This window comes from Ornithinimicrobium ciconiae (assembly GCF_007197575.1).
Lineage (GTDB): Bacteria > Actinomycetota > Actinomycetes > Actinomycetales > Dermatophilaceae > Ornithinicoccus > Ornithinicoccus ciconiae.
Window position 1 is genome coordinate 1,741,663 of the sequence record NZ_CP041616.1, and the last position, 17,187, is coordinate 1,758,849.

18 protein-coding genes and 1 pseudogene are annotated in these 17,187 nt (G+C 68.7%); 7 read left to right on the forward strand and 12 right to left on the reverse strand.

Annotated features, from left to right (window positions below; all coding sequences use genetic code 11):
* Positions 1-23 precede the first annotated feature (23 nt).
* Together FNH13_RS07940 and FNH13_RS07945 are read left to right on the forward strand one after the other, a co-directional pair.
* On the forward strand, positions 24-1,679 hold the full coding sequence (locus FNH13_RS07940; protein ID WP_143782960.1) for an FAD-dependent oxidoreductase: 1,656 nt from the start codon (positions 24-26) through the stop codon (positions 1,677-1,679).
* A gap of 46 nt (positions 1,680-1,725) precedes the next feature.
* A complete protein-coding gene (locus FNH13_RS07945; RefSeq protein WP_143782961.1) occupies positions 1,726-3,117 on the forward strand; it encodes a sensor histidine kinase in 1,392 nt (463 codons plus the stop codon).
* Positions 3,118-3,161: 44 nt separating this feature from the next.
* Here the strand turns inward: FNH13_RS07945 and FNH13_RS07950 are convergent, their stop codons facing one another.
* On the reverse strand, positions 3,162-3,761 hold the full coding sequence (locus FNH13_RS07950) for a hemerythrin domain-containing protein (protein WP_143782962.1): 600 nt from the start codon (positions 3,759-3,761) through the stop codon (positions 3,162-3,164).
* Between the two features lie 104 nt (positions 3,762-3,865).
* On the opposite strand from FNH13_RS07950, the gene fdxA reads away from it, so the two are divergent.
* Positions 3,866-4,207 carry a ferredoxin gene (fdxA, locus tag FNH13_RS07955; RefSeq protein ID WP_143782963.1) on the forward strand — a complete coding sequence of 114 codons (342 nt, stop codon included), beginning with the start codon at positions 3,866-3,868 and terminating at the stop codon, positions 4,205-4,207.
* 12 nt (positions 4,208-4,219) lie between these two features.
* Here fdxA and FNH13_RS07960 read toward each other — a convergent pair whose 3' ends face one another.
* Positions 4,220-4,924 (reverse strand): helix-turn-helix transcriptional regulator, encoded by a 705-nt coding sequence (locus FNH13_RS07960; RefSeq protein ID WP_143782964.1) that lies wholly within the window; start codon positions 4,922-4,924, stop codon positions 4,220-4,222.
* Positions 4,925-5,191: 267 nt separating this feature from the next.
* Between FNH13_RS07960 and FNH13_RS07965 the strand changes: the two genes are divergently transcribed.
* Positions 5,192-7,006 (forward strand): RNA polymerase sigma factor, encoded by a 1,815-nt coding sequence (locus FNH13_RS07965; RefSeq protein ID WP_407669963.1) that lies wholly within the window; start codon positions 5,192-5,194, stop codon positions 7,004-7,006.
* A gap of 118 nt (positions 7,007-7,124) precedes the next feature.
* Here the strand turns inward: FNH13_RS07965 and FNH13_RS07970 are convergent, their stop codons facing one another.
* Positions 7,125-7,886: an AfsR/SARP family transcriptional regulator gene (locus tag FNH13_RS07970; RefSeq protein WP_143782966.1), complete on the reverse strand. Its 762-nt coding sequence runs from the start codon at positions 7,884-7,886 to the stop codon at positions 7,125-7,127.
* A 155-nt stretch (positions 7,887-8,041) separates the two neighbouring features.
* Here FNH13_RS07970 and FNH13_RS07975 point away from each other — a divergent pair, with 155 nt between their 5' ends.
* Complete coding sequence (locus FNH13_RS07975) at positions 8,042-8,374, forward strand: protease inhibitor I42 family protein (protein ID WP_143782967.1); 333 nt, start codon at positions 8,042-8,044, stop codon at positions 8,372-8,374.
* A 134-nt stretch (positions 8,375-8,508) separates the two neighbouring features.
* On the opposite strand, the gene FNH13_RS07980 is transcribed toward FNH13_RS07975, so the two are convergent.
* Together FNH13_RS07980 and FNH13_RS07985 are read right to left on the reverse strand one after the other, a co-directional pair.
* Positions 8,509-8,934, reverse strand: a complete 426-nt coding sequence (locus FNH13_RS07980; RefSeq protein WP_143782968.1) for a hypothetical protein — start codon at positions 8,932-8,934, stop codon at positions 8,509-8,511.
* Between the two features lie 11 nt (positions 8,935-8,945).
* Positions 8,946-10,049, reverse strand: coding sequence for a C1 family peptidase (locus tag FNH13_RS07985; protein WP_143782969.1), 1,104 nt, complete (start codon positions 10,047-10,049; stop codon positions 8,946-8,948).
* A 160-nt stretch (positions 10,050-10,209) separates the two neighbouring features.
* Here FNH13_RS07985 and FNH13_RS07990 point away from each other — a divergent pair, with 160 nt between their 5' ends.
* Entirely contained in the window at positions 10,210-10,968 is a 759-nt protein-coding gene (locus FNH13_RS07990; protein ID WP_228266650.1) for a class I SAM-dependent methyltransferase, read from the forward strand.
* 21 nt (positions 10,969-10,989) lie between these two features.
* Here the strand turns inward: FNH13_RS07990 and FNH13_RS07995 are convergent, their stop codons facing one another.
* Positions 10,990-11,505, reverse strand: a complete 516-nt coding sequence (locus FNH13_RS07995) for a PaaI family thioesterase (protein WP_143782970.1) — start codon at positions 11,503-11,505, stop codon at positions 10,990-10,992.
* A gap of 416 nt (positions 11,506-11,921) precedes the next feature.
* Complete coding sequence (locus tag FNH13_RS19020; protein WP_165700058.1) at positions 11,922-12,413, reverse strand: cell wall-binding repeat-containing protein; 492 nt, start codon at positions 12,411-12,413, stop codon at positions 11,922-11,924.
* A 311-nt stretch (positions 12,414-12,724) separates the two neighbouring features.
* On the opposite strand from FNH13_RS19020, the gene FNH13_RS19530 reads away from it, so the two are divergent.
* Positions 12,725-13,336: a hypothetical protein gene (locus FNH13_RS19530; protein WP_165700059.1), complete on the forward strand. Its 612-nt coding sequence runs from the start codon at positions 12,725-12,727 to the stop codon at positions 13,334-13,336.
* Between the two features lie 138 nt (positions 13,337-13,474).
* On the opposite strand, the pseudogene FNH13_RS19965 reads toward FNH13_RS19530, so the two are convergent.
* The 5 genes and pseudogenes from FNH13_RS19965 to FNH13_RS08020 all read right to left on the reverse strand — a co-directional run.
* Positions 13,475-13,615 (reverse strand): annotated as a pseudogene (locus tag FNH13_RS19965) (arsenate-mycothiol transferase ArsC); the annotation flags it as partial.
* Positions 13,616-13,641: 26 nt separating this feature from the next.
* Positions 13,642-14,049 (reverse strand): arsenate reductase ArsC, encoded by a 408-nt coding sequence (locus FNH13_RS19030; RefSeq protein ID WP_165700060.1) that lies wholly within the window; start codon positions 14,047-14,049, stop codon positions 13,642-13,644.
* Between the two features lie 33 nt (positions 14,050-14,082).
* Positions 14,083-14,730, reverse strand: a complete 648-nt coding sequence (locus FNH13_RS19035) for an arsenate reductase/protein-tyrosine-phosphatase family protein (RefSeq protein ID WP_165700061.1) — start codon at positions 14,728-14,730, stop codon at positions 14,083-14,085.
* Entirely contained in the window at positions 14,705-15,805 is a 1,101-nt protein-coding gene (arsB, locus tag FNH13_RS08015; protein WP_143782972.1) for an ACR3 family arsenite efflux transporter, read from the reverse strand. Before arsB ends, FNH13_RS19035 begins: the two co-directional genes overlap by 26 nt.
* Complete coding sequence (locus FNH13_RS08020; RefSeq protein WP_143782973.1) at positions 15,802-17,127, reverse strand: FAD-dependent oxidoreductase; 1,326 nt, start codon at positions 17,125-17,127, stop codon at positions 15,802-15,804. The genes arsB and FNH13_RS08020 overlap by 4 nt, the downstream gene beginning before the upstream one ends.
* Between the last annotated feature and the right edge of the window lie 60 nt (positions 17,128-17,187).

Consider the following 17,187-nt stretch of genomic DNA (forward strand, 5'->3'; position numbering starts at 1 on the left):
TGTGACGACGGAAGTGGTCTTGCATGAGCAAACCCGCCATTCTGACCGTTGACGACGACCCCATGGTCTCCGCAGCGATCACCCGTGATCTTCGCGAGCGCTACGGCAAGGACTACCGGGTGCTCGGGGCGACCTCCGGTGCGGAGGCGCTCTCCGTCCTGGACCGTCTCGCGCTGCGCGACCAACCCGTCGCCCTGATCGTCACCGACCAGCGCATGCCGGTGATGACCGGCATCGAGTTCCTGGAGCGGGCCCAACCCCAGGCGCCGACGGCCAAACAGCTGCTGCTCACGGCCTACGCGGACACCGACGCGGCGATCCGCGCGATCAACGACGTCGGCCTGGACCACTACCTGCTCAAGCCCTGGGACCCGCCGGAAGAACGGCTCTACCCGGTCGTGGACGACCTGCTCGAGGACTGGCGACGGGCCCACCCGAGCCCGACGTCCGACCTGCGCGTGGTGGGCCACCGGTGGTCCGAGAGCGCGCACGCGACCAAGACCTTCCTGGCCCGCAACCACGTGCCCTATCGGTGGGTCGACATCGAGGAGGGTGAGGAGGGGGAGCGGCTGCGTCAGGCTGCCGGTGCCTCGGTTGAGGACCTGCCGCTGGTGCTCGTGCCGGACGGTGCCACGCTGCGCTGCCCCTCGAGCATGGAGTTGGCCGACGGTCTCGGGCTGCGCACCCGCGCCGAGCAACCGCTGTATGACGTGTGCATCGTCGGTGGAGGACCGGCCGGTCTGGCGTCGGCCGTCTATGCAGCCTCCGAGGGACTGCAGACCGTCATCGTCGAGCGTGAGGCGCCGGGGGGACAGGCCGGGCAGAGCGCCGCCATCGAGAACTACCTGGGTTTCCCGCGGGGCCTGAGCGGCTCGGACCTGACCCAGCGGGCCGTGGCCCAGGTGGTCCGGTTCGGCGCCGAGATGGTGGTGGCTCGCGACGTGACCGGCCTGGAGCAGCGCGGACCGGTGCGGGCGGTGCTGCTGGACGGCCAGGGTGAGATCGAGGCCCGGTCGGTGATCGTCACGACCGGGGTGTCCTATCGCCGGCTGGGCGCCGCCGAGGTGGATGAGTTCACCGGGCGCGGTGTCTACTACGGCGCGACGGCGAGCGAGGCGATCCAGGTCGCCGGTGAGGAGGTCTTTCTCATCGGGGCCGCCAACTCGGCAGGCCAGGCGGCGCTCAACCTGTCGCGGCACGCCGCGCACGTCACTGTCCTGGTGCGCGGCAGCGACATCCGCAGTTCCATGTCGCAGTACCTCGTGGACCGGATCCTGGCCGCCGAGAACATCACCGTGCGCCACCGCACCGAGGTGGTCTCCGCGCGCGGTGACGGACACCTGGAGTCCCTCACGCTGCGTGACCGGGACTCCGGGGAGTTTGAGGAAGTGGCCACGAGCTGGCTGTTCGTCTTCATCGGTGCGGTGCCGCGCACCGAGTGGCTGGGGGAGCTGGTCGCCCGAGACGACAAGGGTTTTGTGCTCACGGGCCCCGAAATGCTCCACGCGGTCGACGGTGCGTGGACCCAGCCGCGCGGCCCCTTCGCCCTGGAGACCAGCCTGCCGGGCGTGTTCGCCGCAGGCGATGTGCGGTTGGACTCGATGAAACGCGTCGCCTCCGCCGTCGGCGAGGGTGCCATGGCGGTGCACTTCGTCCACCGTTATCTGGCCACCATCTGAGGACCCCGTCACCACCGGAAACATCTCACCCCCTGAGGAGCAGCTCGTGGACGCCGCTGACCTGCAACCGATCGAGCTCTTTGACGGCCTGAGCACCGAGCAGCTGAACGCGCTGCTCGCCGCGGGGGAGGAGGTCGCCTTCGGCCCTGGCGACCTGCTGTGGGCCGAGGGTGCCCGCGCCGACGACTGGTGGGTGCTGATCGACGGGGTCGTGGAGCTGGTGCGGCGCACCGAGCGCGAGGACATGGTCGTCGGTCTGATGGACGCCCCTGGCCGGTGGGCCGGCGGATTCCGCGCCTGGGTGGAGACCGGCCGCTTCCTGGCCAGCGCCCGCGGCCTGGAGGCCGGGCGGATGCTGCGGGTGCCGGCGACGTCGCTGCGGGACCTCACCGCGCAGTGGTTCCCGTTCGGCAGTCACCTCATCAAGGGCGTCTACGGCATGGCGCTGTATGTCGAGTCCACGGCCCGGCAGCGCGACTCCCTGGCCAACCTGGGCAAGCTCGCCGCGGGACTCGCCCACGAGATCAACAACCCGTCCGCGGCCGCGACGCGAGCCACCGCAGCCCTCGGTGCCGCCGACGAGACCCTGTTTGCCTCGCTGAGCCAGCTGGCCGCGCACGGGATCGCCCCGGAACAGTTCACGGCCCTCGACGAGTTGCGTCGTGAGCTGGCCGCCCGACCTGCTCCGGCGTATGTCGACCTGTCCGAAATCGAGGACAGCCTCGCCGAGCGGCTGGAGTCCGCCGGCGTCGACCGCACCTGGTCGCTGGCCCCAGTGCTCGCCTCGGCCAATGCTGACGAGGAGTGGTGCGACCGCCTCGGCAGTGCCGTCGACCGGCGCTCGCTACAGGCCGGCCTGGACTGGATCGTGGCCAGCCTGCAGTCCACGGTGCTGCGCGCGGAGATCACCGAGTCGACCCGGCGGATCTCCGAACTCGTCGCCGCCGTGCGGTCCTACTCCCAGGTGGACCGCGCCGCCCTGCAGCCGCTGGCGGTCGCCGAGGGTCTGGAGAGCACCCTGCTGGTGTTGGGGCACCGCCTGCGGGAGGGCACCTTCGAGGTGATCAAGGAGTATGCCGACGTGCCCCGCATCGAGGGTTATGCCGGTGAACTCAACCAGGTCTGGACCAATCTGATCGGCAACGCCCTCGACGCGATGGGGGGCACCGGGACCCTGCGGCTGACCACCCGGGGCGGCGCCGATGGTGGTGTGGTCGTCGAGATCGGTGACTCCGGGCCAGGCCTGCCCAGCGCCGTTGCCGAGCGTGCGTTCGAGGCCTTCTACACGACCAAGCCGGTGGGGCAGGGGACCGGCCTGGGACTGGACATCGCACGCCGCATCGTCGTCGAGCGCCATGGCGGCACCATCGAGATCGAGTCCGAGCCGGGGGACACGACCTTCCGCGTCAGCCTGCCCGCCGCGCCGCCGACCACCTGAGCGCCCGACCGCCTGAGCAGCCGACCACCTGAGCAGCGGGCTGCTCAGGCCTGCTCGCAGACCCACCCCTGCGGCATGGTGCCCTCCAGGATCCAGTCGTGCAGATCCGCCTTGACGTCCGGGGCCAGCACGATGTCTCCCTGGGGATAGATGATCGGCTCTTCCTTGGCGTTGTGCTCGGCCAGGATCTCCAGGAGGTCGTGGCAGTGGTCCGCCGCGGCACCTGAGCCGGGGAGTGGATGCGCGCCCGTGTCAGTGCCAACGCCCTCGCCAGTGCTGCTGCCAGCGACTGTGCCCGTCTCAGTGCCCGTCTCAGTGCCCGTCTTAGTGACCGTCTCAGTGCCAGAACTTGCGGCCGAACTCGCCTTGAGGATGGCCACCTCGTCCTCTAAGGCGTCGAGCGTGCGCCAGATCTCACCGTGCTCGCGCAGCATCACCAGCACCGGCGGGAGCATCCCAGCGGCCCGCAGCGGTGGAAAGAGGAAGGTCTCCTCGAGATAGATGTGCCGCCGCAACGCCTGGGCGGCCCGCGTCAGCTCGTCCTCCCGGAAGTTGCCGGCATCGAGGCCCTCCCCAAAGGCCTCGAGCCCCGCGTCGATCTCGTCGTGCTCCCGCTCAAGCGCCTCGGTCAGGGTGTTCTCCATGGTCCATGCTCTCCGATCGTGTCCGAACGCACCAGACTCTTGTTTCTCCAAAACTTATCGTGAATAGTGGGAGGAGTGAAGAGTCGCCGTGAGGAGGTCGTCCGATGACCTATGTGATCGCCCAGCCCTGCATCGACGTCGTGGACCGCGCCTGCGTCGATGAGTGCCCGGTGGACTGCATCTACGAGGGGGAGCGCGCGCTCTATATCCACCCCGACGAGTGCGTGGACTGCGGCGCGTGCGAGCCGGTGTGCCCGGTGGAGGCGATCTACTACGAGGACGACCTGCCGACCGAGTTCATGCCCTATCTGCAGGACAATGCCGACTTCTTCTTCGAGACGTTGTCGGGGCGCGAGGACCCGCTGGACTCACCGGGCGGAGCGGCGAAGTTCGGGGCCATCGGTGCCGACACCCCACTGGTCGCCAGCCACCCGCCCCAGGTCTGAGTCTCGCGCCGGTCAGGAGGCGGACCGGGTGAGCACGGCCAAGCAGGTGGTGTCGGTGTCGAACGGGTGCAGGGTCACCGTGGCGTCCTCGCCGGCAGCCTCCAGCGCTCCCTCCATCAGCCCCAGGTGAATGCCGCAGGGCACGACCTGGTCCTGCCGTGCCAGGGTCAGGAACGGGCAGTGGTGCACGCGCACCGCCACCTGCTCGGCGTCGCGCTCCCCGACGATCTCGGGGCTGAAGCCGGCGCCGTCGAGAGTCTGGGTGAGCCCCTCCAGGGCGGGCTCCCACCCAGGGTCAGGTATGCCGGGACGCGCCCAGCTGCGCCCCCACGCCCTCCCCGCCTGCCGGGCGAACTCACCCGGGTCCTCGCGCTGGGACTCCAGGTGTCCGGCCAGCACCCGCGCGATCAGCTCGTAGTTCTCCCGGCCCGTCTCCGGTCGGGCCACGAACCGCAGCGGCGGGCGACCAGGCCCGCCGGAGGGAGCCGCTCGCCGCTCCACCTGACCGTCGTCGACGAGCCGGTCGAGGTGGAAGCGGACGGTGTTCTCGTGCACCCCGGTGCGGTCGGCCAGTCCCTTGATGCCGATGCCCCCCGGGCTGGACCGGATCACCTCGAGCAGGTCCCGGCGGCGCGCGCCAAACCGTCGACGTGTGCCGGGGGAGGACCCTGCTGGGCCGTCACTCTCCGGTGCCTCATGAGATCCTCGACCAGCCATTTCCACAGGATACGCGGTGGAAAGCGGAGGGCTGCTGCCCAGGACAGGCCGCAGCGGCGACAGATGGCGGCAAAACCGCAGGTCAGGCGGGATTGACAGCGGCCGGGAACATCGCTACGCACCTGCTGGTTCTATAATGGTGAGCAGGCAACCGTCCCGTTCGACAGAATGGGTCGCCTGGACCACCAACCATCACAGAGTCCCGGGTGCTCAGTCGTGCCCGTCAGTTCCTCCGAGTCAGCCCTGAGCGCCCCTTGAAAGTAGCTGGTGCAACCCGTGACAGCAAAAAAGTCCGCCGCCGAGACCGTCGACCTTCCCACCGAGTTCAGCAAGCCAGAGTTGGAGACCCTGTTCAAGCGTGGCAAGCAGTCCGGTGAGGTCAGTCTCTCCGAGGTCCGCGACGCGCTGGAGTCTGCCCAGCTGCCCAACAAGCGGACCATGACCAAGGTGCTCAAGGTCCTGTCCGACAACGCGATCCACGTCGCGATGGATGGCACTGAGGCCACTCCCGTCAAGCGCACCACGCGCAAGACCGCCGCCAAGTCCACGGCCGCGAAGAAGACCGCTGCCACGACGACCACCGCCAAGACTGCCACCGCCAAGACTGCCACCGCCAAGACCACCACGGCCAAGACTGCCGCCAAGGCCACGACGAGCGGGACGGCTGCGAAGACGACGGCTGCGAAGACGGCAACTGCGAAGGCTGCCGCGGCCGGTGCTGACGCCCCGGTCAAGAAGGTCGCGGCACAGAAGGCGTCGACCGCCACCAAGGCCGCGGAGACGGAGGCGACCGAGGAGGCCCCCGCGCAGAAGACCGCCGCCAAGAAGGCCCCCGCAGCTAAGGCTCCGGCCAAGAAGGCTCCGGTCAGGAAGGCGGCCACCACGCGCGCCGCGGCCAAGACCGCCGCGGCCAAGACCGCCGCGGGTGAGACCGCTGCCGCCAAGAAGGCGACGGCTCGCAAGACCGCCGCCGCCAAGAAGGCTGCAGCCGAGCCCATCTCCGATGTCGACGCCGAGGTGGAGGACGAGGAGGACGAGGACGAGGAGCGCAAGGAGGGCGAGGTCGTCGCCACGCCCAAGCCCGCCTCGGCCAAGGACTCCGAGGACACCGGCTTCGTCCTGAGCCAGGGCGATGACGATGACGCCCCGGCCCAGCAGGTCGTCACCGCCGGCGCCACCGCCGACCCGGTCAAGGACTATCTCAAGCAGATCGGCAAGGTCGCCCTCCTCAACGCCGAGCAGGAGGTCGAGCTCGCCAAGCGCATCGAGGCCGGCCTGTTCGCCGAGGAGCGGCTCAACTCCGGCGACAAGATCGAGGCCAAGCTCAAGCGTGAGCTGTGGTGGATCTCCTCCGACGGCAAGAACGCCAAGAACCACCTGTTGGAGGCCAACCTGCGCCTGGTGGTGTCGCTGGCCAAGCGCTACACCGGTCGCGGCATGCTCTTCCTGGACCTGATCCAGGAGGGCAACCTCGGTCTGATCCGTGCGGTCGAAAAGTTCGACTACACCAAGGGTTACAAGTTCTCGACCTACGCCACCTGGTGGATCCGGCAGGCGATCACCCGCGCGATGGCCGACCAGGCCCGCACCATCCGCATCCCGGTGCACATGGTCGAGGTCATCAACAAGCTGGCCCGCGTGCAGCGCCAGATGCTTCAGGACCTGGGTCGCGAGCCCACCCCGGAGGAGCTGGCGGCCGAGCTGGACATGACGCCCGAGAAGGTCGTCGAGGTGCAGAAGTACGGCCGCGAGCCGATCTCCCTGCACACCCCGCTGGGGGAGGACGGCGACTCCGAGTTCGGTGACCTGATCGAGGACTCCGAGGCGGTCGTGCCGGCCGACGCGGTCAGCTTCACGCTGCTGCAAGAGCAGTTGCACTCGGTGCTCGACACCCTGTCCGAGCGGGAGGCCGGCGTGGTCTCCATGCGCTTCGGGCTCTCCGACGGCCAGCCGAAGACTTTAGACGAGATCGGCAAGGTCTACGGCGTCACCCGTGAGCGCATCCGTCAGATCGAGAGCAAGACCATGAGCAAGCTGCGACACCCGTCGCGCTCGCAGGTGCTGCGCGACTACCTGGACTGATCGGCACACCTGCCGCACGGCATACGCCCCTCCTGTGCCCTGTCCCGACCCTCGGGACAGGGCACAGGTGCGTTCAGGGGTCGTCTGCCGTGCCGTGTGAGCCAGGAGCGGTCGCGGCTCACCACACGTCCAGCGCGGTCAGTCGGTCGGAGGGCGCGACGCCGAGCTCGCGTTGCAGGAGAGCGCTGCAGACTCCAAACTGACGTCGCGCCTCCGCGACATTCCCCTCCGCGAGATGGACGCGGATCAGGGCAGCGTAGGCGGACTCACGCAGCGGCTCCGCCTTGACCGCCTGCAGCGCCAGGTCAAGGGCGACGTCAGGTTCCTGGGCCCGGAGGAGGACCTGCACGGACGACTCCAGGGCCTGCAGGCGCAACTGGCGCAGCCGCTCGCGCTCGAGGGTGACCCACTCGTCATCCCAGCCAGGCAGCAGATCCCCAGCCCGGAGCAGCCCCAGGCCGTCCAGCAGGGCCGCGGTGTCCGTCAGCGTGTGGTGCAGCAGACTTGCCGCGAGGGCATCCAGCGCCTGGCTATCCACCCAGGTCTCCGCCCCGAGTGCCACTATCTGGCCGTGGGTCCGCAGGGCCCTCGGCAGGCACTTGCGGATCCGCCACACTCTCGTGCGCAGGTTCGCCAGCGCCCGGACCTCGGTCACCTCCGGCCACAAGGACCCGGCGACAGCGCTGCGGGTGCTGGGGCCGTGGAGCGCGAGGAAGGCCATGAGCTGCTGGGCACCGAGCGGCAGGTCGACCTCTCGGCCCCGGTCGCGGCAGGTGTAGCCGCCCAGCAGGCACAGCGACAAAGCTGCAGGGCGGTCGGGGCGTGATGTCGCCCACGGGCGCGGTTCCTGATCGGGCGTGATGATGGACAGTGCCGTCATGGCGACCTTCCTGTGACGCCTCCCTCTGGCGGCACTACCTTCGACGATACGGGTCTGCGGGAGGCAGCGAAATAGGCACAAGTACGCACGGATCTGGCCGCGAACTGGTCCTGCAGACCGATGCGGTGGGGATGCGCCGGCGGTAGCCTGGCAACGTGACTCAATGTGTGCTGACCGACCCGCCGGACGGGTCCAGGGTGGCGGTTGCGACGGCCGACGTCATCGAGCTGGTCATCCCACAGAACGCCGGCACCGGCTATGTGTGGAGTCTCGTCGAACACGGTGAAGGGCTCGAGGTGGCCACGGAGCAGGACGCTGTGGCCCGGGGCGAGGACGGTGCCGATGCCGCTGTTCCCGGAGGGGCAGGACGGCACGAGGTGCGACTGCTGGCCGTGCGGTCCGGGACGTGGACCGTCCGGCTGGTGTGCCGGCGCCCGTGGGAGGACACCGCCCTCGACGAGCGGCGCCTGACCGTGGTCGTCACCTGAGCTGCGCACGGGTCGTCACCAGGCGCTGACCGACGCAGGCACCCCTCGCTGCACACGCCCATGACCAAGGGCCCGGTCCCGCACCGCAACTCGGTGGGGGCCAGGCCCTCGGTGATGCCGTCAACGGCGCGAAGTCACCAGAGGTAGATCTCGTAGATCATCCCGTCGGACTCCTCACGGATCTGTGCTGTCCGGCCGGTCTGGCGTGCCTGGCTCGCCAGCGTGACCAGCGCCTGGAAGGAGCCGTCACGTCCGTTGTAGATCCGCTTCCAGGCCCCTCCGGCGATCCGCAACCAGGCGTTGCGGGTCTCCTCGATCGACCACAGGGCGTCGATCTTGACGCTGTGCCAGGTGGCGGCCGTCACCCCGTCGTCGTCCGCACCCGCCGCCAACGCCTCGGGCGGCTGCAGGGACGGTCCGCTGTCGACCTCACCGACGGTGAGGCCGGGCTCGTCGAACTCGGTGCTGGGGGCGCTGTCGCTGCTGGTGCTCGTGCTCGCCCCCAGGGCGTCCACGGGGGGCAGCATGTCCGGGCTTCCTGTCAGGTTGTCCAGTGTCATTGTCGTCTCTCCTACCATGCGTAGATCTGCTTGACGCTGCCGTTGTCCTCGAACAGACCGACCGGTGTGCCGAGCGCCTTGGCCGCAGCCAGTTCGGACAGCATGCCGTGGCCCGTGGCGGGGACACCGCCATCGAGTTTGAGCCACCCGCGCTGTGAGCCGTAGGCCCACATGTTCGCGTCGTACTCGTTGCTCCAGAGACCCAGGACCGTCTGGTTGGGCAGCCAGGCCTTCACCGCGACGCCGTGCACCGAGCAGGTCTGATAACTCTCGATGCCGCACTCGCCGTAGGCGATCCGGAAGTAGCCCCCGTCGCCCCAACCTGCGCCCCAGCTGTTCCGGGCGATCCAGCAGCCCTGCGCGTCGTCATACCCGATGAGGGTCACGCAGTGACCACCGGCCAGCGACCCCGAGACATGACGGTAGATCCCGGACCGATAGCTGAAGAAGTCCTGGTAGATGTTCAGGCAGGCGGTCACGGCGCCGTAGGTCGAGATCCGTTCCTTCATCAGCCCGGCGTTGCCGGTGATGTTGGCCCAGCCGGTCACCTTGGCGTGACGGCTGGTCCAGCCCGCGTTGAGGTTGCTGTTTCCGTCCTGGTCGCCGGCCGAGTAGGGATACATGTCCTCGAAGGCGACCCCGGTGTTCTGGGCGTGGGGGAGTGCCCGGTCGGGCCACCAGCCGTTGCCGCAGGTGCGGCCCTCGGACCTGCCGTAGACGTAGAACAGGTGCGCCTCGGACAGGTCGAGCGCTGTGGTGGTGCGTCGTGAGTAGCGGAAGACCACCTCCATCGCCCCGGCCACGCCGAAGGCGACGCAGGAGCCGCAACTCCCCTGGTCCTTGACCGCGGTGTCATAGTTCACGCCGCCCGCGCTGCGGACATCGAACGACGCCGGTGCTGCGACGCCGTCCCCCGACGCCGCCTGTGCGGAGGCGGCTGCCGCCGACTCCGTGCCTTCGAGCTCGGGGCGGGGTGGGACGCCGAGGCGCAGGGTGCGCTCGTCCTCCTCCATCCCCGTCATCGTGGTGTATCCCCACTCCCACGACTCCTCGCTGCTCTTCAGAGCTGCGTCCAGGACCTGTAGGTCCAGTGAACGCTGAGGCTTGTCTGTCATCACTTTCCTCCCTCGAGTCGTCCCCAGCCGTGTGACTGGGGGCGAAGGATCACGCTAGGAGTGCAACGTCACGCCCGCGTCACACCAGGGCGGATCCACGGCTGGGCAGGCGTCTGGATCGGTGCTGGTGCGCCACCGTGTCACGGGTCTACGCTGAAGGGTGGCCTTCACCGCAGCGGACTTCTATGACAGGTTTATGGGTCGGTTCTCCCAACCCCTCGCCCACGCGTTTGCGGACCGTGCCGAGGTCAGGGCAGGCCAGCGGGCACTAGACGTCGGGTGCGGTCCGGGGGCCCTGACGGGCGTCCTCATCGAACGGCTGGGCATCGACAGCGTCGAGGCTGTCGAACCGTCACCGCAGTTCCGCGAGAGCGTCACCCACCGCTTCCCGGGCCTGGTCGTCCGGGACGGGACGGCTGAGCACCTGCCGCACCCAGACGACACCTTCGATGTTGCGCTGGCCCAGTTGGTGGTGCACTTCATGACCGACCCGGTTGCTGGCATCGCAGAGCTGGCCCGGGTGACCCGGCCCGGCGGCACGGTCGGTGCGGCCGTCTGGGACCTGACGGCCGGAGCGCACGGCCCGGTCTCGGCGTTTCACGCCGCGGTCGCCGAGACCCAGCCGGAGTGGGTGGCGAGCCAGCTCAAACCCGGCGGTGCGCAGGGTGATCTGGGGCGGATCTTCCGGTCCGCGGGGTTGGGTCAGGTCCGCGAGAGTGTCCTGACCACCCAGGTGGCGATGGCCTCCTTCGAGGACTGGTGGGAGCCCTTCCTGCTCGGCGCCGGACCCGCGGGGGACTATGTGCTCGGTCTGACTGAGCAGGCTCGCGATGACCTGCGAGAGCGCGCCCGCAGGTTGCTCCCGGAGGGCGCCTTCGACCTGCGGGTGGACGCCTGGTGCGCCATCGCCACGGTCTGATGCGGGCGGTCTGAGTGCGGCTTAGCCAGTCTGCTCTGAGCCCGGGGCAGCCAGCGGGAAGACGAGCAGCGAACTGCTCGCGGTCGCCACGACCTTGTCGTCCTTGTCGCGGACCTCACCCTCGGCGAAGGCCATCCGACGACCGGGCTTGATGACCCGCCCGATGCAGCGCAGCGGGCCGCTGTCCTTGCTGACCGCGCGCAGGAAGTTGACCTTGATCTCGACGGAGGTGTAGCCGACGCCGGCCGGCAGAGTGGTCTGCGTCGCGCACCCCAGGGCGGAGTCCAGCAGCGTGCACACCAGTCCGCCATGCACTGTCCCGATCGGGTTGTAGTGCGACTCGTCCGGCTGGCAGGTGAAGGTGACCGTGCCCTCCTCGACCTCGACCAGGTCCATCCTGAAGTGGGCCGCGATCGGTGCCCCTGGCAGCTCGCCGGAGGCGATCTTGCGCAGATAGTCCAGGCCGGACATCGTGGGCAGGGCGGTCAGTCCGGGTGCTGGGTCGTCCCACCTGACGACGGTCTCACGTTCTGTCATGGGCGGGACGCTACCGTCCGCTCGACGTCGCTGAGGTGCCGGGCTGTCCGCTCTGCGTCGCTGAGGTGCCGGGCTGTCCGCTCTGCGTCGCTGAGGTGCCGGGCTGTCGAGATGCAGCGAGAAGATGAGGAGCGGAGTCGATCCGCCAGGCCGTCAGCCCTCTACGGCTGGTTTCGGAGCCCACGATCGCCGAGTGCACCGGGTTTTCGCGCTCTGGGAGCGCGAACCGCGAATATCCGCAGCACTCGTCGACCCGGGAGGTGGGCTGTGCAGGGTCAGTGGCGGTCTGCCCGGCCCGGCACTGGGACCGGCCGCAGCGGGTCGGGGTGGGAACGATCGTCGCCGGTGGTCAGCCTATGTCGCTCGCCCGGCCCCCGGTGCGGTGGCGCCGGGCGAGCGTGGGCAGCGACGGCGGCTCAGGGCTCCCCGCACAGGCTCGGGTTGGCATACGTCTTGAGGTTGGTGAAGATCGTGGGGTTGACCGCCCCGGTGCCTCCCATGACGTGGATGAAGCAGGGCTCGAGCCGCGTCAGTTCATCTCGGGTGGCTTTTGGGATGCCGGTCTTGGACACCAGCAGCAGGGGCCCGTCCATGAAGTGGCTGAGCCCGATCGCCAACGCATCCGGATAGTCGGCGCCGCTGGCGATGTAGACGGTCCCGGTGTTGTCGAAGGTCCAGCCGTAGGCCTGGCTGATGGCGGCTGCCGTCCCATAGCGGTCGACGCCAAAGATCCGGCTGACCCCGTCCTCGGTGATCACATCCTGCGGCAGGTGGGTGGCGGAGAAACTGCGGGCCGCTCCCTTGCCGGGGGTGTCGGCGAGGTCCTTGGTGTTGATCGTGGCGACGGCCACCGCCCCTCCGGCGATCAACGATGCGGTGAGTACGCCGGTCGCGAGTACACGCTTCATGGTCTGGTTCTCCCTCGTGAGGCTGAGGGTCGACACCAGTGCGTCGACCCGCACGAGGGTGTTCGGCTGGTGCGGACTTCCCCCTTGTGCTGGATGCAGCATCCTCCCTGGTGAGCGGGCTGTCAAGAGGCAGTTTGAGGGGCCGCTCACGGGGGCCGGAGCGAGGGTGCGGTGACGTTCTCGCCGTGGGTTGGTGAGAAGACCTGTTGACTGCACTGCAGGAGGCTCTTCGCCGAGGGCCGCGACGGAGGTGGATGCGGTGGACGAGGTACGACAGGCGTTGCTCGACGGGTGCAGGCAACTCCCGCGCATTGGCGCGGTTCGCGCCGGAACGACGGCTTCGTTGCCGTTTTGTCGTGGTCGATGAGCACAGCGAGGAGATCGAGCCGTTCTCGACATTCTTGCGGGATCTGATGTTGACCGACATGAGTCCGTTGACAGCCCGTTCCTATGGCAACGACCTGCTGCGCTGGTGGCGGCTGCTCCAGGTTCTCGGGGCAGAGTGGGACCTCACGACGCGGGCCGACGTTGAGGTGCTTGTCGGTTGGATGCGGTCGGCGGATAATCCGCAGCGGCGGCGCCGTTCAGCGATTCCGACGCCGGCAGGGTCGGTGAACCAGCGCACCGGCAAGCGGGCGCTACGACCTGGCTACGCGCCAGCGACGATCAACCATGCCCTGTCGGTGGTCTCGGCGTTCTACGCCTACTTCGCCGCCTGTCGGGTGCTGCAGCGGGCCAACGGCCTGCTGGGCACGGACTGGACTTTGCACGATCTGCGTCGCACCACAATCGAGCGCATGACCGCGGGGGGGGCCCTCCACCTTGCACAGGCCAGCCGGCGCGGGATCGTGAACCGCGACAAGAGAGTGAGATTCACTGCCCGCAGGTGCCGTCGATGCCACGAGTCGAGGGCCCGTCGGTGATCCACCGTTGGACGGGCGTGCTGCCGGTGTCGAGTGGGGCTTCCGGGCCGATGATGACGACGAGGTCTGCGTGGGCAACGGCCTGTGGGTCGACCGGCTTGGGGACTCCCCATCGGTGCTGGCACCGACTTCCTCGAGGACTGCTGCGGACTCCGCATTCAGGTGCTGACCCGGGCTGGTGCCCGCGGACAGGACGCGCATCGCATCACCGTCGTGCTGCCGAGCCAGGGCAGCCGCCAACTGGGACTTGCCGGCGTTCTTGACACAGACGAAGAGCACGGTGGGTGGTTCCGTTACCAGTTTCCTCAGGACTTATCAGTCGTGAGGAGGTCGGTCACGAGCGTCTCTACACGGTGTCGGATGGCGTCGCGAATCGGTCGGACCGTGTCGATGCCTTGCCCGGCCGGGTCCTGCAGCTCCCAGTCCTCGTAGCGTTTGCCGGGGTAGATGGGGCAGGCATCCCCGCAGCCCATGGTGATGACCACATCGGAGGCTTGCACGGCCTCGTCCGTCAGGACCCTGGGCTGGTTGGCCGAGATGTCGATGCCCTCCTCTGCCATCGCCTCGACAGCGATGGGGTTGACCGCTGCACCGGGCGCTGAGCCTGCCGAGCGGACTTCGACGCGACCGTTGCTGAGGTGGTGCAGATAGGCGGCGGCCATCTGGGATCGGCCGGCGTTGTGGACACAGACGAACAGGACGCTTGGCTTCATCACGAGTTTCCTGGCGCAGGTTGATGAGGGGTGTCAGATGTCGAGGTCTCGCAGGAGGGCGCTGACTCGTTGCTGCACGTCGTCGCGGATGTCACGGACCGTTTCAAGCGGCTGGCCGGCTGGATCGGCCACGTCCCAGTCGAGGTATCGCTTGCCAGGCAGGACAGGGCAGGCGTCGCCGCACCCCATGGTGACGATGACGTCGGCGGCGCGCACCACGTCCCCGGACAGTGGCTTGGGGTAGGCGTCCGTGAGGGTGATGCCCCGCTCGGCCAGCACCTCGATGACAGCGGGGTTGAGTTCCCCGGTGGGTTGGGACCCGGCTGAGCGGACATGCACCTTGCCGGGTGCCAGGTGGCCTGCCAGTGCGGCCGCGAGCTGAGAGCGACCGGCGTTGTGGACACAGACGAACAACAGTTCGGGGACGACCTTGGCGATCTGACCGTCGGCCTGGGCTGCTGCGGTGAGCCGCTCGCGGGCCATTCGGGCCACCAGGACCGGCAGGAAGTCCTGGACGGTGGACACCGTAGCCAGTTCCCGGTGCGCCGTGACGACGGCCTGCTGCACCTGGTCGTGGCTGAACGCATCCCCGAACGTGTAGGCCAGGTCCGCAACGGCCGTCGCTATGTGCGGCGGGACGTCGTCAGGACCCTGTTCAGGTTGCGGCTGGGGCTGGGTCATGGGATTCCTCCTGGTGTGGGAAATGGCGACGCAGTGCGAGAGAGACGTAGACGAGTCCGACGAGGACGGGCACCTCGATGAGCGGCCCGACAACACCGGCCAGGGCCTGACCGGAGGTGACTCCGAAGGTGGCGATCGCCACTGCGATCGCGAGCTCGAAGTTGTTGCCCGCGGCCGTGAACGCCAAGGTGGTGGTGCGCTCGTAGGACAGGCCCAGTCCCTTGCCGACCGCGAAGCCGACACCCCACATGAGGGCGAAATAGATCAGCAGCGGCACCGCCATCCGGGCCACGTCCCAGTGGCGGGAGGTGATCTGCTCACCCTGCAGGGCAAACAGCAGCACGATGGTGAACAGCAGCCCGCGCAGCGCCCAAGGGCCAACGAGGGGCAGGAACGTCTCCTCATACCAGGTGCGACCCTTAGCCGTCTCTCCCCAGACCCGGGACAGGTATCCAGCCAGGAGGGGGATGCCAAGGAAGATCAACACCGACTTGGCGATCTGCCAGGGACTGACGTCCAAGGTGGCTTGATCAAGACCGAGCCACCCGGGCAGGATCGAGAGATAGAACCAGCCCAGCGCCGCGAAGGCGATGACCTGGAAGATCGAGTTGATCGCGACCAGGACCGCGGCAGCTTCCCGGTCGCCGCAGGCCATGTCGTTCCAGATGATGACCATCGCGATGCACCGGGCCAGGCCGACGATGATCAGGCCGGTGCGGTATTCGGGAAGGTCGGCCAGGAAGACCCATGCGAGGACGAACATCAGCGCCGGGCCGACGATCCAGTTCAGCACGAGCGAGCTGCCCAGCAACCGGCGGTCACCGGTCACCGTGCCGAGTCGGTCATAGCGGACTTTGGCCAGCACGGGGTACATCATCACCAGCAGCCCCAGTGCGATCGGGAGCGAGACCCCGTCGATCTCGACCGCTCCCAACCAGCCGCCTAGCCCCGGGATGAGCCGGCCCAGCAGGAGACCGGCGACCATCGCCACACCGATCCACACCGGCAGGTATTTGTCTGTCGTCGACAGTCGCGCCGGGGTCGTCGCGGCCCGGCTGACGTGCTGGTCGGTCACCGGGCAGTCACCGTCAGCGTGAGCTCCTGCAGGCCCGCAGGGGTGCCACAGCAGCCGCCGGCCGAGGAGTCCTCGTCGAACAGGCCAGCGCCACCACACACGCCCGTGTCGGGCAGTTTCAACTCGATGGCCCGGGCTGCGTCCAGGTCTCCAGCGATCGCCGCGGCGATCGATCGGACCTGCTCATAGCCCGTCATCGCCAGGAAAGAAGGGGCCCGGCCGTAGGACTTCATCCCGGCCAGGTAGAGATCGCCCTCGGGCTGGGCCAGCACGTCATACCCGTGCGGCTGCACCGATCCGCAGGAGTGCAGGTTGGGGTCGATCCCAGGTGCCAGCAGCGTGGGTGCCTGCAGCCGGTGATCCAGGTCGAGACGGACCTCGGACAGGAAGGACAGGTCCGGGCGGAATCCGGTGGCCCCCACGATCTGGTCTAGCCCTTCAACGCGACGGCCGTCGGTGGAGACCAGGGTCAGACCTGGCTCCTGCTCCTGGACCGCGGCGACCCGGAAACCGGTGACCACCTCGATCAGTCCGGCGTCAACGGCAGCACGGACCCGGGTGCCCAGCGCCCCACGGGCGGGCAGTTCATCCAACTCGCCCCCGCCAAAAGCGTTCCCCACGGCGCCACGGCGCACCACCCACACAACCCGGGAGTCCGAGGTGCGCAACGGGGCCGAGGTGAGCGCGATCAACGCGGTGAGCGCGGAAGCGCCGGAACCGACCACCGCAGTGGCCGAGCCAGCAAACCTGGTCCGCGCGGTGTCCGCGTCGGGCATGCCGTACAGGATCCGGTCGGCCGCCGCGCTCTCCCCTGCCGCGGGGTAACCCTCGGCGCCGAATGGGTTGGGCGAGCCCCACGTCCCGGAGCAGTCCACCACAGCACGTGCCGGCACACGCCGGGTCGACCCCTGCGAGTCCTGGACGTGCAGCACCAAAGGCTGGTCAGCCCGCCCAGAGTCCACGAGCAGGTCCCGCTCCGCACGGGCCACGCCGGACACCCGGCGGCCCGTGAGCACCCGCTCGCCCAGGAAGGCCGCAAGCGGATCGAGATAGTCACGCACCCACTCCGCCCCGGTCGGATAGGCCACCGGGTCGGGGTGGGCCCATCCTGTGCCCTCCAACAGGGCCACAGCCGCTGGTGAAGTCAACTCGGACCACGGCGAGAACAACCGCACGTGCCCCCACTGCCGGACCGCTGCCGCAGCAGTCTCGCCCTGCTCCAGGACGACCACCTCCTGGTCTCGACGGACCAGCTCGGCGGCTGTCGCCAGGCCGATCGGACCAGCGCCGATGACGGCCACGGGCAAGGTTGCGGATGCCACGAGAGAACTCCTCTGCTTCGATGGTTGTCGATGGACATACTTGCAACCTCTTTAGATAGT